Origin of the sequence: Kribbella sp. (assembly GCF_035655035.1) — a bacterium.
Lineage (GTDB): Bacteria > Actinomycetota > Actinomycetes > Propionibacteriales > Kribbellaceae > Kribbella.
In genome coordinates, this window is record NZ_DASRVN010000627.1 from 1 (window position 1) to 13,952 (window position 13,952).

Here is a 13,952-nt window from a genome sequence, read left to right on the forward strand (position 1 = left end):
AGGTCGTCCTGGACGACGTCGGCGATCCCGACCTCGTGGACCTCGCCGTCGCGGACCACCCGCACGTGCGTGACGTTGAGCAGCGCGAGCCGGTCCAGGGTCCGTTTGGCGCGCAGCTCCTGGAAGATGCCGATCCCGGAGTTCGTCAGGATCACGAAGCCGAAGAGGGCATTCTGCCAGCTGCCGGTGGCGATCACGGCGACCAGCAGCGTGCCGAGGAGCCCGTTGAAGAACGTGAACACGTTCGCCCGGACGATCTGCCCGAACGTCCGGCTGGTACGGACCTGGACAGCGTTGGTCCGGCCGTCGGCGACACGCTCCGCGACCTCCGCGGCGGTCAGCCCACTGCCCATCAGACGTCCTCCTCGGCGCGGACCAGCGTACCGGGGCGAACGTCGGATTGAATGGACGTCGTGGACGGGTTCGAGGAGGAGGCCGAGCGGTTCCGGCACGAGCTGCGCGTGCACTGCTACCGGATGCTCGGGTCCTTCGACGACGCCGAGGACGCGGTGCAGGAGACCCTGCTGCGGGCGTGGCGCGGCCGGGAGAGCTTCGAGGGCCGCTCGTCGCTGCGGGCGTGGCTGTACCGGATCGCGACGAACGTGTGCATCGACGACGTACGGCGCCCGCAGCGGGTGCTGCCGTACCAGCTGGAGCCGGCGTCGTTCCCGGCGACGGCGCTGCCGCCGCGCGAGGACGTACCGTGGCTGCAGCCGTTCCCCGACGTACTGCTCGACCGTTCCGAGGAGCCGGACGCGACCGCGATCCGCCGGGAGACGATCGAGCTGGCGTTCCTGATCGCGATCCAGCACCTGCCGCCGCGGCAGCGCGCGGTCCTGATCTTCCGCGACGTCCTCGGCTGGTCCGCCCGGGAGACCGCCGCGGCCGTCGACCTGTCGGTACCGGCCGTGAACTCAGCCCTCCAACGAGCCCGCCCGGTACTGCGCGAACACCTGCCACCGCACCGCTCCGAGTGGACGGCCCGCGACCCGTCCGACGACGAGCGCAAACTCCTGGCCCGCTACGTGACCGCCTGGGACAACGCCGACCCCGAGGCCCTGGCCGCCCTGATGCACGAAGACGTCCGCCTCACGATGCCGCCGTACCCGTTCTGGTTCCAGGGACGGGAGGACGCATTGCGCTCGCTGACGCCGAACTTCGGCGGCCGCTGGCGATTCCATCCGACGACGGTCAACCGCCAGCCGGCTTTGGCCGCCTATCTCCGACCTCCAGGCGGATCCACCTATCGATTGTTCGCCGTGGACGTCTTCCGCATAGAACATGGCCGGATTGCGGAGATCACTGCCTTCGAGACCACCGATCACCAGCTCCACGGATTACCCGGCTGTTACTTGCCCATTTGACTCTTGCCCTTGGCCAGGCGCGCGGCCGTGCGGCCGGAAACGGTGCCGCCCCGTGCCATTGCGGTGTTCGTTCGCGCGTTGGCGTCCATCGACTTCCGGTCACTTTTCGCCGCGCTCTTCGCCGTCTTGGCCGCGTCCTTGGCCGCTTGCTTCTTTCTTTCCTGCTCTGCCTTCTCTTTCGCCTGCCGTTCCTCGATGCTGCCAGGCATCGGACCCCGTTGATTGCCCTCGACAAATCCAGGAATGCGCCTGCCGTAGTTGGCCATCTTTAGCCTCCGAATATCGGTGACGGAACGCAAGCAATGTACTGTCGCGAGAGGGTCATTCTTCCCTCCTACTTCGCGTCCGCGTAGACCTGGACGGTCGCGGTGGTGAACGCGAAGTTGGTGGGGGTGGGGCCGAAGGTGAGGGTGCCGGCGAGGTCGCCCGCCTGCTGGATCGCGGCGGCTACCTGGTCGGCTTCGTCGGCCGGGCAGTGGACGATGACCTCGTCGTGCTGGAAGAAGACCAGCTCCGCCTTCAAGGGTGCGAGCGACTGCCGCAGAGCACCCAGCAGGAGCAGGGCCCAGTCGGCGGCGGAGCCCTGGACGACGAAGTTGCGGGTGAAGCGGCCGCGGGCGCGGGCGTGCCGTGGGTCGGTGGCGGGGACCTCTGCGGGCGGCCCTTCGAGGAGCGCCTCGTCGAGCGGGTGGCCGCTCGGCGGGCAGGTGCGGCCGAGGTACGTACGGACCAGCCGGCCCTCCTCACCCGCCCGCGCCGCGTCGTCGACGTACCCGACCGCCTGCGGGAACCGCTTGCGCAGCATCGCCAGGTTCTTCAGTCCGTCGCCCGACGTCTGCCCGTAGATGGCGCCCAGTACGGCGATCTTGGCCTGCGCGCGGTCGCCGGAGAACGCCCGGTCCGACACCGCCTTGTACAGGTCGCCCGGATCGCTCGCGACCTCCATCAGCGCCCGGTCCCGCGAGATCGCGGCCAGCACCCGCGGCTCGAGCTGGGACGCGTCGGCGACCACCAGCCGCCACCCGGGGTCCGCGACCACCGCCCGCCGGATCACCTTCGGGATCTGCAGCCCGCCACCGCCGTTGGTCACCCAGCGACCCGACACCGTCCCACCCGGCAGGAATCCGGGCCGGAACCGCCCGTCGTGGACCCAGTCGTTCAGCCAGGTCCACCCGTTCGCCGTGTAGATCCGGTAGAGCTTCTTGTACTCCAGCAACGGCGCCACCGCCGGATGGTCCAGGTGTTCGAGCTCCCACTTCCGCGTCGACTTCACCTGGTACCCGGCCTGCTTGAACGCCTTCAGTACGTCGGCGGGCAGCTCCGGCCGCACCCGGTGCCCGAACGCCGCCGAGATCTCGTCCGCGAGCTCGGTCAGCCGGCGCGGCTCGCCCGATCCCGCGAACCGCTCGCCGAGCAGCTCGCTGAGCACCGCCCGGTGCGCGTCGGCGCTCCACGGCAGCCCGGCCAGGTCCATCTCGGCGGCGATCAGCATCGCGGACGATTCCGATGCCGTGAGCAACCGCATGCGGTCGGGATACTCCGCGAGACCGTGCCGCCGGAGCTGGTCGGCGTACACCTTCAGCAGCGCGTTGAACGGGACCGGCTCCGCGGCGATCTCGAACAGCGACGACTGCTCACCCGGCACGACGGCGCGCAGCGGGGGATCGGCCGGCACCGGGCCGCCGCTCAGCCGGCCCCACGCGGCCGCGGCGGACCGTGGCTCGCCGAGCCGGCCCTCGTGGCCGAGCAGCAGGCCCTCGGTGTTCTCGATGTCGTAGCACCGCTCCACCCGAACGCCCGCAGCGAGCAGCCGCGGGTAGAGCTCCGCCGTCGACCGCCACACCCAGCGCGCCACCTGCGGCCGGGAGGCCACCGCCGCGACCAGATCCGGCTCGTGCAGCACCTCCCCGGCGGGCTGCCCGTCCGGGTGCAACGCGACCAGCGTCGCGCCACCGCCCTCGGCCGGGGCGATCGCCCACCGTTCGTCCATACCCGAATCCAAGCACCCACGACGGACACTCGGCGACGATGAGGCCAGTTGTGGGAAGCTGGACTTATGTGGCGGGTGGGGGACCTGGATACGGCGGACGGCACCAAGACCGAGCAGGTCGAGGGGCTGGTACTGCGGCGGATCGAGCGCGGCGACCTCTCGATCGGGTCCCGGCTGCCGTCGGAGCGGGTGCTCGCGGAGCGGCTCGGGGTCAGCCGGGTGACCGTCGTACGGGCGCTGGAGAACCTGCGGCGGGACGGCGTACTGGAGACGAAGCGCGGCTCCGGGACCGTCGTCCGTCCGCTGGACCGGCTGCTGGATCCGGTGGCGCCGGCGTCGACCGTGACGGCGGGGGACCGGCCGGTACTGGACCTGCGGTTCGCGACGACGGCCGCACCGCACGACGTGGCGGAGGCGGCCGCCCAGATCGTGCAGGACGGGTTGCCGCAGGCAATGGGTGGGGACGGGCCGCCGCCGGGCGGTTCAGTGGAGCTCAGAGCCGCGTTGGCCGAGCGCCTGACCAAGGAGGGCGTTCCTACCGAGCCGGAGCAGCTCACGTTGACTGTCGGGGCGGCGGCTGGGTTGAACGCGGCCCTGGCCGGGTTGGACCTCGGGCCGGGTGTGGCGATCACCGAGACGCCGACGTACCCGGCTGCGTTCGATCTGCTACGTAAGCATCGGCTGGACGTGGCGGGGTGGCCTGCTGGGGTGTGGGACACCGATCAGCTCGCGCATCTGTGCCGTCGGCATCGGCCGAAGGTGATCTATCTGCAAGCGGACAATCACAATCCGACGGGGCTGAGTCTGCCTGCTGATCGGCGGCAGGCCGTCGTGGAGATCGCCCGGCGTTATGGGGCGGCTCTGATCAGTGACGAGACCATGCGGCCGTTGTGGTTGGCGAATGGGAAGCAGGCCGAGCCGCTGAGCCGATATCCCAGGACTGTCAGCGTCGGGTCGCTTTCCAAGACGGTGTGGGGTGGGTTGCGGGTTGGGTGGGTGCGGACCGGTAAGCAGTTGCGCAGGCGCATCAACACGGCGGCACAGCTCAGTGTGGCCTCGCCCAGTGCGTTGGACGACCTGCTGGCGCAGGCGATCGTTCCGAAGCTCGACAAGGTGATCGGGCGGCGGCGGACGCGCCTGCGGGCCAATCTGAACGCGTTGGAGAGCGGACTGCGGAGTCTGGAGGGTGTGGCGTGGGCCACGCCGACGGGCGGGATGACGCTCTGGCTGGAGCTGACCGAGACCAGGGCGCGGCGGGTACTGGAGGCCGCCCGGGAGCGGGCGCTGCTGCTCGGGGCCGGTGATCTGTTCACGCCGGACGCGACCGACCGCCGGCACATCCGGATCCCGTTCACCGCGCCGCCGGCCACCTTGCGCCTGGTGGTGGCCCGACTGGGGGAGGCGCTTCAGTCCACTTGATTCGGAGTGGACTGAAGATAGGTGCCCGGCACCTCCTAGCCTGGAAGCGAGCCCGACGACCAGGAGGATGCAGTGAGCCAGGAGAACGAGACCGGTACCGCGAAGGTGAAGCGCGGCATGGCGGAGATGCTCAAGGGCGGCGTGATCATGGACGTCGTGACCGCCGAGCAGGCGAAGATCGCCGAGGACGCCGGCGCGGTCGCGGTGATGGCGCTGGAGCGGGTCCCGGCCGACATCCGCGCGCAGGGCGGCGTGTCCCGGATGAGCGATCCGGACATGATCGACTCGATCATCGGCGCCGTCTCGATCCCGGTGATGGCCAAGGCCCGGATCGGTCACTTCGTCGAGGCGCAGGTGCTGCAGAGCCTCGGCGTCGACTACATCGACGAGTCCGAGGTGCTCACCCCGGCCGACTACGCGAACCACATCGACAAGTGGCAGTTCACCGTGCCGTTCGTCTGCGGCGCGACCAACCTCGGCGAGGCGCTGCGCCGGATCACCGAGGGCGCGGCGATGATCCGCTCCAAGGGCGAGGCCGGCACCGGCGACGTGTCCAACGCGACCACCCACATGCGCCAGATCCGCCAGGAGATCCGCCGGCTGCAGAGCCTGCCGGAGGACGAGCTGTACGTGGCGGCGAAGGAACTGCAGGCGCCGTACGAGCTGGTCAAGGAGGTTGCCTCCCTCGGCAAGCTGCCCGTCGTACTGTTCACCGCCGGTGGCATCGCCACCCCGGCCGACGCCGCGATGATGATGCAGCTCGGCGCCGAGGGCGTCTTCGTCGGCTCCGGCATCTTCAAGTCCGGCAACCCGGCCCAGCGCGCGGAGGCCATCGTCAAGGCCACCACCTTCCACGACGACCCCGACGTGATCGCCAAGGTCTCCCGCGGCCTGGGCGAGGCGATGGTCGGTATCAACGTCGACGAAATCCCGCAGCCGCACCGGCTCGCGGAGCGTGGCTGGTAGTAGAGCTGACCCGGCGCTGACCGCTGGTCGGTTAGCGTCGGGGTGTGTTGCTGCCTGAATCGTCGGTGCCGGGGGCGGATCTGCCTGTTCGGGCAGTTCTGCCCGCGGTGGTTGACGCGGTGCGTTCGCGCGGTACTGCGGTGCTGGTTGCGCCGCCTGGATCGGGCAAGACTTCGCTGCTGCCGTTGGCGTTGGGCGATGCACTCGGGGGCACGATCGTCGTCGCTGAGCCGCGGAGGCTGGCGACCCGTGCGGCTGCGGCGCGGCTGGCGATGCTGGTCGGTGAACCGCTCGGGCAGCGGATCGGCTACGCGATGCGCGGTGAACGGAGCGGCGGCAAGGGACTTCGCGTCGAGGTGGTGACGACGGGTCTGCTCGTACGGCGGTTGCAGCAGAATCCTGAGCTGCCGGGTGTCTCCGCGATCGTGATCGACGAGTGTCACGAGCGGCATCTCGATGCCGATCTGCTGCTCGCGTTCTGCGTCGACGTTCGGGAGAATCTTCGCGAAGACCTGGCGATCGTCGCCACCTCGGCGACGGCGGACACGGTCGGGTTGAGTCGCGTTCTAGGTACGGCGCGTGTGGTCACTGCGTCTGCCGCGATGTTCGACGTGGCGGTCGAGTGGACGCCGCCGCCGGTCGCCGTACCGCTGCTTCCCGGTGGGCGGGTGGACCCGCGGCTGCTGGATCATGTCGCGGCTGTTGTTCGGCGTGCGCTGGCCGACGACGAGGGTGACATCCTCGTGTTCGTGCCCGGGGAGGCCGAGATCAACGGTGTCAGTCGCCGGTTGGCCGGTGAGAATGTATTGCCTTTGTTCGGTCGGCAGTCGCGGGCCGAACAGGCGCGTGCGTTGGCCCCGGGCAGCAGTCGCCGGATCGTGGTGACGACGTCGGTGGCGGAGAGCTCGCTGACGGTGCCTGGGGTTCGGGTTGTGGTGGACTCGGGGCTTGCCCGGGAGCCGCGGACCGATCAGTCGCGGGGGCTCGGGTCGTTGGTCACCTGCCGGGTGTCGCGGTCGTCGGCCGATCAGCGCGCGGGTCGGGCCGGGCGGGAGGCGCCTGGTCGGGTGTATCGGTGCTGGTCTGCTACTGATCACTCGCATCTCGACGATCATCCGGCGCCGGAGATCGCGATCGCCGATCTGGCGTCGTTCGCGCTCGATCTCGCGGCGTGGGGTGCGCCTGCTGGTGACGGTCTGACCTTGCTCGACGCACCGCCGGTGGTGGCGATGAACGCGGCGACCGAGTTGCTGCGGCGTCTCGATGCCGTTGACAACGATGGCCGGATCACCGAGCGGGGACGGCGGATGGCGGCGATCGGGGCGCATCCGCGGTTGGCGCGTGCGTTGCTGGACGGTACGCCGCGGGTGGGCGCCGAACGGGCGGGCGAGATCGTCGCGATGCTCTCCGACGACTCCGCCCGCGACCTCGGCGACGACCTCCCTGCCCGCTGGCAAGCCCTCCGCCGCAGCGAGAACCGCACAGCCACCGCCCGCTGGCGAGAAGAAACAAAACGCCTCACCCGAGGCACGAGCGATCCGTCGGCCGCAGCTGGTGTACGACCGACAGCCAACGGGCAGGTCGGCCGGTCGAGGGAGGCGGCGCCGGGACCAGCGCCTCGCACAGCCGGCACACACGGCGTGCCGGGCGAGGGCGTGGTGGGGCGGGGTGTGCCGGATGATCTGGCGGTGGGGGTCGTGGTGGGGTTGGCTTATCCGGAGCGGGTTGGGCGGATAAGGGGTGCTGGGTCGGCGACCTATCAGATGTCTGGTGGGACGGGTGCCGTGCTGGATGCGGAGTCGTCGTTGCGGTCTACGGCCTGGCTGGCGATTGCGGTTGCGGATCGGGCGCCGGGGCGTGCTGACGCGAGGATTCGTTCCGCGGCGCCGATCGACGAGCGTACGGCGCGTGACGTCGCGGGTGACCTGGTCACGACCACGGACCAGATCCGCTGGGACGACGGCCGGGTGGTGACGCGGCGCGTGGAGGCGCTCGGCGCGATCGTGCTCAACGACGTACCGCTGACAAACCCCGACCCGCTGCTCGTCCAGGCAGCGGTCCGCGACGGGATCCGCCGCAGCGGTCTCTCCGTACTGCGCTGGTCACAGGCAGCACTCTCCTTGCGGGAACGGCTCGCGTTCTGCCACGCCCACCTCGGAGCCCCGTGGCCCGCGGTAGACGACGAAGCACTCCTCGCACACGTTGACGAATGGCTGGGCACCGAGCTCGCCACGGTCCGACGCTCGAGCGATCTCGCCCGCATCGACGTGACTTCGGCGCTCCGCCGGCTACTACCGTGGCCGGCGGCAACCCGTTTCGGCGAACTCGCACCCGAGCGGCTCAAGGTCCCATCAGGTTCCGAGGTACGACTGACGTACGACGGCGCCGAACCACCGGTCCTCGCCGTAAAACTCCAGGAAGTGTTCGGCTGGACCGCCACCCCGGTCGTCGCGGACGGCCGTGTCCCGGTCGTCCTGCACCTGCTCTCGCCCGCAAGGCGCCCGGTCGCGATCACCAGCGATCTGGCCTCGTTCTGGAAGCAGGGCTATCCCCAGGTGCGAGCCGACCTGCGTGGCCGCTACCCCCGCCATCCCTGGCCGGAAGATCCCTTCGAGGTCACGAAATGGGATCGGATTGGGCGCGTCGGTCGCGGTCCCGGTGAAGGACGGTAAGCGTGGGGTCGTGCATTCCAGACGTCGTTCAGGGCTGGTCGGCCGCCGGTTGCGGGGTCCAGGACTCGCCGTCTTGAGGCTTGACGCCGAACGACTTTGGTCAAGACAATGCGTAAATACCTCGGGCAGCAGTGCGGCCGAGTGGCCCCGCTGCCGATCGTGTGGCTGGAACGTGGGCAACCAGCCGCGCCGAGCGCTGGCCGCCACGGAACGGGGAACGCTCAGCACATAGGGGCAGGTGTGAATCAGCACCGTCGGGAATCTAGTGAGAAGAGGCAAGACCAGATGAGCGAGACCAGCAAGATCGGACGACGGGGATTCCTGCGGGGGAGCCTGGCGGCGGCCGCGGTGGTACCTCTGAGCGGCGCGCTCGCGAGTTGCGCGTCCAGTGGTAACACCGGTAGCACCTCGCAGCAGGGCGGGACGAAGAGCGCGGACAACCCGTTCGGTATGGCGGCCAAGTCGACCGTCGACGCGGTGATCTTCAACGGCGGTTACGGCTACGACTACGTGACGTTCGCGGCCGACATCGTGCAGAAGAAGCAGTCCGGCTCGACCGTCAAGGTCTCGCCGTCCACGCAGATCGCCCAGCAGCTGCAGCCGCGCTTCGTCGGCGGCAACCCGCCGGACCTGATCGACAACTCCGGCGCGAACCAGATCGGCTTCAACACGATCCTGGAGCAGTTGGAGACCCTGGACGACGTCTTCGAGGCCAACAACTACGAGGGCAAGAAGATCGCCGACACGCTGTACGCCGGCGTCAAGGCGCCGGGCACGTTCGGCGACAAGTTCGTGGCGATCAACTACGTCCTCACGCTGTATGGCCTGTGGTACTCCGACAGCCTGTTCAAGGCGAACGGCTGGACCCCGCCGAAGACCTACGAGGACCTGCTGGCCCTGGGCGCCAAGGCGAAGGCCAAGGGCAAGTACCTGTTCGTCTGGGGCAAGGAGGCCGCGACCTACTACCAGACGCTGGCCGTCGACTCGGCGATCAAGGAGGGTGGCGACCCGGTCCGGCTGGCGCTCGGCAACCTCGAGGCCGACTGCTGGTCGAAGCCGGAGATCCAGGGCGTCTTCAAGGCCATGGAGACCATGGTCAAGAGCGGGTACTTCGTGCCCGGTGGCGCCGGCACCCAGTTCACCGCCGCGCAGGCGAAGTGGAGCAACGACCAGATGGCGATCCTGTACCCGTCGGGTTCCTGGATCGAGAACGAGATGAAGAAGGCCACCAAGGCGGGCTTCGACATGAAGGGCATCCCGGAGCCCACGCTGACCGCCAACTCCAAGCTGCCGTACGCGACTCTGCGCAGCGCGGCCGGTGAGCCGTACATCGTCCCGTCGAAGGCCAAGAACGTGGCCGGTGGCAAGGAACTGCTGCGGGCGATGCTGTCCAAGGACGCGGCGACCAACTTCTCCAAGACGCGGCTGGCGCCGACGATCGTCAAGGGCCTGGTGCCGGCTGACGGCTTCGGCTCGACCGCTCTGCAGTCGCAGACGCAGATGCTGGACGCCGCCGGCACCAACGTCTTCGACTACCAGGTGTTCAGCCTGTACGGCATGAACGCCGACCAGCTGGTGGTCTGGAACTCGTTCCTGTCCGGCCAGCTGGACGCGGCCGGCCTGACGAAGGGCCTGCAGCAGATCACCGACAAGGTGCGCAACGACAGCTCCGTCAAGAAGATCCCGGTCACGAAGTGACCGTGACACAAGACGTCGTGACGGGGGGCGGGTCCAAGCGATCCGCCCCCCGGCGGCGCCGCCGCCCGCTGACGTTCGACCGGGTCAGCTTCATGGTCGTGTTCCTCGGCCTGCCGCTGGTCATCTTCGTGGTCTTCGTGGTCTCGCCGTTCGTGCAGGCCCTGTACTACTCGCTGACCGACTGGTCGGGGTTCAGCTCGGGGATGAACTTCGTCGGCTTCGACAACTACGTGAAGCTGTTCCACGACGACATCTTCCTGAAGGCCGTCCGGAACAACATCGAGCTCGCGATCGTGGTGCCGCTGGTGACGATCGTGCTGGCGCTGACGCTGGCCACGCTGGTGACGATCGGCGGCTCCGGCACCGGGACCGTCCGCGGCCTGCGGAACTCCGGTTTCTACCGGATCGTCTCGTTCTTTCCGTACGTGATCCCGGCGATCGTGATCGGCCTGATCTGGGCGCAGGTGTTCACGCCGGGCTCGGGCATCCTGGACGCCGTACTGTCGAAGATCGGGCTGCACCAGTTCGCGAACTACGCCTGGCTCGGGGACGCGCGAACCGCGATGCCGGCCTCGATGTTCGTGATGATCTGGGGCTTCGTCGGTTTCTACATGGTGCTGTTCATCGCCGCCATCCGGGGGATCGACCCGGAGGTGTTCGAGGCGGCCCGGATCGACGGCGCCGGCCGGTTCCGGACGGCGGTCTTCCTGACGCTGCCGCTGATCCGCGACAACGTGCAGACGGCGTACATCTATCTCGGCATCGCCGCGCTCGACGCGTTCGTCTACATGCAGGCGCTGAACCCCGGCGGCGGCCCGCAGAACTCGACGCTGGTGATGCCCCAGCAACTGTTCACCACGGCCTTCACCAAGGGGCAGTTCGGCTACTCGACGGCGATGGGCGTGATCCTCGCCGCCGTGACGATGCTGTTCGCGCTCGTGGTCTTCCTGGTGAACGCACTGACCGGCGGACGTGAGCGGAAGGTACGCAGATGACAACGACCGCCGACGGAGCCCAGGTGGCCGCCGGATCGCGCGCCCGCGGCAGCGGGTCCCGCGAGGGCCGGGGCGTCGCCACCACCGCCCACATCGCGCTGATCATCTGGTCGCTGCTGGTGATCCTGCCGCTGGTGTGGACGGTGCTGTCCTCGTTCAAGTCGACGCAGGAGGTCCTCGGCAACCCGCTGTCGCTGCCGGGCAAGCTGCGGTTCAGCAACTACGCCAACGCGTGGACGACGGCCGGCATCGGCCAGTACTTCGTGAACACGGTGATCGTCGTCGGCTCCGCGCTGGTGCTGGTGATGGTCCTCGGGGCGATGTGCGCGTACGTGCTGGCCAGGTTCACGTTCCCGGGTAACCGGGTGATCTACTACGCGATGCTGGGCGGCCTGACGTTCCCGGTGTTCCTGGCGATCGTGCCGCTGTTCTTCGTTCTGAAGAACCTCTCGCTGCTGAACACCCTGCCAGGGCTGATCATCACGTACGTCGCGTTCGCGCTGCCGTTCACGGTGTTCTTCCTGCACTCGTTCTTCAAGGCGCTGCCGGGTGAGGTGTACGAGGCGGCGCAGATCGACGGGGCGGGGGAGTGGCGCTCGTTCTTTTCGGTGATGCTGCCGATGGCGCGGCCGGGCATGGCCTCGGTTGCCATCTTCAACTTCCTCGGGTTGTGGAACCAGTTCCTGCTGCCCGTTGCCCTGAACACCAACTCGAACAACTACGTGCTCTCGCAGGGTATGGCGTCGTTCGCGTCGCAGGCCGGGTACGCGGTGGACTTCGGCGCGCTGTTCGCGGCCGTGGTGATCACGGTGGCGCCGGTGCTGGTCGTCTACATCATCTTCCAGCGCCAGCTCCAGGTCTCCGTGACCGCCGGAGGTGTGAAGTAGCGCCCCGGACTACCCTTGGCGTTATGCATGTCGACGAGCGGACCGCCCGGGAACTGCGTGGCCTGGCCCGCGTCCTGGTGCGGTCCGGGTACGCGGACCACGCGGCGATCACGGCGGCGCTGACCGAGGCGGTCCAGGAGGACGCGCCGTCGATGGACGCGACCTCGCTGGTACCGCTGCTGCTCGGCGAGGCCGTGATGGACCTGAACGAGGAGTCCGCCGGCTGGCCCGCGATCACGGACCCGGACCGGCTGGACGACGTCCTGGGCGAGCTGGATGCCCGCGGCCTGGTGGTGGTCCGGTACACGACCGACCACCACATCGCCCGGCAGGCGCTGGAGGCCGCGGACGACCCGCGAGGGCTGGTGTTCTTCACCGACACCGATGTCTGGCACGCCGTCGACTTCGGGATGCTCGAGCTGAAGGTCTGGCACCCCGACACCGCCAACGTCGCCCCGGGTGAGCCGCTCCTGGAGGACGTGCTCGCGCTGCTGCACCAGCACGACCTGCCCGCGGTCTTCGACGAGGGCCGGATCGAAGTCACCCTCAACTGGCAACGGAGAGTGACACTGTGACCGTGATCGGTGTGTTCGCACTGCAAGGCAACGTGCGGGAGCACCTCGCGATGCTGACGTCGGTGGGCGTCGAGGCCCGGGCGGTACGGCGGCCCGCGGAGCTCGAGCAGGTCGACGCGATGGTGCTGCCGGGCGGCGAGTCGACCACGATGTACAAGCTGGCCCGGTCGTTCGAGCTGTTCGAGCCGCTGCAGAAGCGGATCGCGGACGGGATGCCGGTGTTCGGGACCTGCGCCGGGATGATCATGCTGGCCGACGAGATCACCGGCGGGATCAGCGGCCAGGAGACCCTCGGCGGCCTGGACGTGACGGTCCGGCGGAACGCGTTCGGCCGGCAGGTGGACTCGTTCGAGGCGGACCTCGAGTTCCCGGGTTTCGACACGCCGTACCATGCTGTGTTCATCCGCGCACCGTGGGTGGAGCGCGTCGGTGATGGCGTACAGGTATTGTCGACGGTGAGGTCGGGACCCGCCACAGGTAGGATCGTCGCGGTTCGCCACGATCGGCTGCTGGCCACGTCCTTCCATCCGGAGATGACCGGGGACGCCAGGCTGCACGGCTACTTCGCCGAGCTGGTCCGCGGCCTCTAGACGTTCGCAGCTGTAAGAAGGGTTGGATCGCCATGTCAGGCCACTCCAAATGGGCCACCACGAAGCACAAGAAGGCCGTCATCGACGCGAAGCGCGGCAAGCTCTTCGCGAAGCTGATCAAGAACATCGAGGTGGCCGCCCGGATGGGCGGTGGTGACCCTGGCGGAAACCCGACCCTGTACGACGCCATCCAGAAGGCGAAGAAGTCCTCGGTCCCGAACGACAACATCGACCGCGCGGTCAAGCGTGGCTCCGGTGCCGAGGCGGGCGGCGCGGAGTACCAGACGATCATGTACGAGGGCTACGGCCCGAACGGCGTGGCGATGCTTGTCGAGTGCCTCACCGACAACCGGAACCGGGCGGCCGCGGACGTCCGGACGGCGATGTCCCGCAACGGCGGCTCGCTCGCCGACCCGAACTCGGTGGCGTACCTGTTCAACCGCAAGGGCGTCATCGTGCTGAACAAGGAGCAGGACGGTAAGTCGCTGTCCGAGGACGACGTGATGGAGGCCGTCCTGGAGGCCGGCGCCGACGAGGTGAACGACCTCGGCGAGTCCTGGGAGGTCGTCACCGAGGCCACCGACATGGTCGCGGCCCGGACCGCCCTGCAGGACGCCGGCATCGACTACGAGTCCGCCGACGTCCAGTTCGTCCCGTCGATGACGGTGGAACTGGACGCCGACGGCGCCGGCAAGATCTTCCGCCTGATCGACGCCCTCGAAGACAGCGACGACGTCCAGAACGTTTATGCCAACTTCGACGTCTCCGACGAGATCATGGCCGAGGTCGGCTGAGT

At 68.7% G+C, this 13,952-nt stretch carries 12 protein-coding genes and 1 pseudogene; 10 read left to right on the top strand and 3 right to left on the bottom strand.

What is annotated here, in order from left to right; translation table 11 throughout:
* Positions 1-353: pseudogene (locus VFF46_RS32730) on the bottom strand (cation-translocating P-type ATPase); the annotation flags it as partial.
* Between the two features lie 51 nt (positions 354-404).
* On the opposite strand from VFF46_RS32730, the gene VFF46_RS32735 reads away from it, so the two are divergent.
* Entirely contained in the window at positions 405-1,364 is a 960-nt protein-coding gene (locus VFF46_RS32735; RefSeq protein ID WP_325041109.1) for a sigma-70 family RNA polymerase sigma factor, read from the top strand.
* Here the strand turns inward: VFF46_RS32735 and VFF46_RS32740 are convergent.
* On the bottom strand, positions 1,349-1,630 hold the full coding sequence (locus tag VFF46_RS32740) for a hypothetical protein (protein WP_325041110.1): 282 nt from the start codon (positions 1,628-1,630) through the stop codon (positions 1,349-1,351). The genes VFF46_RS32735 and VFF46_RS32740 overlap by 16 nt on opposite strands.
* 68 nt (positions 1,631-1,698) lie before the next feature.
* Positions 1,699-3,354, bottom strand: a complete 1,656-nt coding sequence (locus VFF46_RS32745) for a bifunctional 3'-5' exonuclease/DNA polymerase (RefSeq protein WP_325041111.1) — start codon at positions 3,352-3,354, stop codon at positions 1,699-1,701.
* 66 nt (positions 3,355-3,420) lie between these two features.
* Here VFF46_RS32745 and VFF46_RS32750 point away from each other — a divergent pair, with 66 nt between their 5' ends.
* The 9 genes from VFF46_RS32750 (at position 3,421) to VFF46_RS32790 (ending at position 13,950) form a co-directional block, all read left to right on the top strand.
* Positions 3,421-4,773, top strand: coding sequence for a PLP-dependent aminotransferase family protein (locus VFF46_RS32750; RefSeq protein WP_325041112.1), 1,353 nt, complete (start codon positions 3,421-3,423; stop codon positions 4,771-4,773).
* A gap of 72 nt (positions 4,774-4,845) precedes the next feature.
* Positions 4,846-5,739: a pyridoxal 5'-phosphate synthase lyase subunit PdxS gene (gene pdxS, locus VFF46_RS32755; RefSeq protein WP_325041113.1), complete on the top strand. Its 894-nt coding sequence runs from the start codon at positions 4,846-4,848 to the stop codon at positions 5,737-5,739.
* A gap of 44 nt (positions 5,740-5,783) precedes the next feature.
* A complete protein-coding gene (locus VFF46_RS32760; RefSeq protein ID WP_325041114.1) occupies positions 5,784-8,411 on the top strand; it encodes an ATP-dependent RNA helicase in 2,628 nt (875 codons plus the stop codon).
* A 285-nt stretch (positions 8,412-8,696) separates the two neighbouring features.
* Entirely contained in the window at positions 8,697-10,109 is a 1,413-nt protein-coding gene (gene ngcE / locus VFF46_RS32765; protein ID WP_325041115.1) for an N-acetylglucosamine/diacetylchitobiose ABC transporter substrate-binding protein, read from the top strand.
* Entirely contained in the window at positions 10,106-11,104 is a 999-nt protein-coding gene (locus VFF46_RS32770) for a sugar ABC transporter permease (protein WP_325041116.1), read from the top strand. The genes ngcE and VFF46_RS32770 overlap by 4 nt, the downstream gene beginning before the upstream one ends.
* Positions 11,101-11,991 (top strand): carbohydrate ABC transporter permease, encoded by an 891-nt coding sequence (locus tag VFF46_RS32775; protein WP_325041117.1) that lies wholly within the window; start codon positions 11,101-11,103, stop codon positions 11,989-11,991. The genes VFF46_RS32770 and VFF46_RS32775 overlap by 4 nt, the downstream gene beginning before the upstream one ends.
* Before the next feature lie 23 nt (positions 11,992-12,014).
* On the top strand, positions 12,015-12,566 hold the full coding sequence (locus tag VFF46_RS32780) for a DUF6891 domain-containing protein (RefSeq protein WP_325041118.1): 552 nt from the start codon (positions 12,015-12,017) through the stop codon (positions 12,564-12,566).
* Positions 12,563-13,156, top strand: a complete 594-nt coding sequence (gene pdxT / locus VFF46_RS32785; RefSeq protein WP_325041119.1) for a pyridoxal 5'-phosphate synthase glutaminase subunit PdxT — start codon at positions 12,563-12,565, stop codon at positions 13,154-13,156. Before VFF46_RS32780 ends, pdxT begins: the two co-directional genes overlap by 4 nt.
* A 32-nt stretch (positions 13,157-13,188) precedes the next feature.
* On the top strand, positions 13,189-13,950 hold the full coding sequence (locus VFF46_RS32790) for a YebC/PmpR family DNA-binding transcriptional regulator (RefSeq protein ID WP_325041120.1): 762 nt from the start codon (positions 13,189-13,191) through the stop codon (positions 13,948-13,950).
* The last annotated feature ends 2 nt before the right edge of the window (positions 13,951-13,952 follow it).

Coding starts and splice junctions, on each gene's coding strand:
- VFF46_RS32775 (WP_325041117.1), top strand. CDS start 11,101: ATGACAACGACCGCCGACGGAGCCCAGGTGGCCGCCGGATCGCGCGCC.
- ngcE (WP_325041115.1), top strand. CDS start 8,697: ATGAGCGAGACCAGCAAGATCGGACGACGGGGATTCCTGCGGGGGAGC.
- VFF46_RS32790 (WP_325041120.1), top strand. CDS start 13,189: ATGTCAGGCCACTCCAAATGGGCCACCACGAAGCACAAGAAGGCCGTC.
- VFF46_RS32750 (WP_325041112.1), top strand. CDS start 3,421: ATGTGGCGGGTGGGGGACCTGGATACGGCGGACGGCACCAAGACCGAG.
- VFF46_RS32780 (WP_325041118.1), top strand. CDS start 12,015: ATGCATGTCGACGAGCGGACCGCCCGGGAACTGCGTGGCCTGGCCCGC.
- VFF46_RS32745 (WP_325041111.1), bottom strand. CDS start 3,354: ATGGACGAACGGTGGGCGATCGCCCCGGCCGAGGGCGGTGGCGCGACG.
- VFF46_RS32735 (WP_325041109.1), top strand. CDS start 405: ATGGACGTCGTGGACGGGTTCGAGGAGGAGGCCGAGCGGTTCCGGCAC.
- VFF46_RS32740 (WP_325041110.1), bottom strand. CDS start 1,630: ATGGCCAACTACGGCAGGCGCATTCCTGGATTTGTCGAGGGCAATCAA.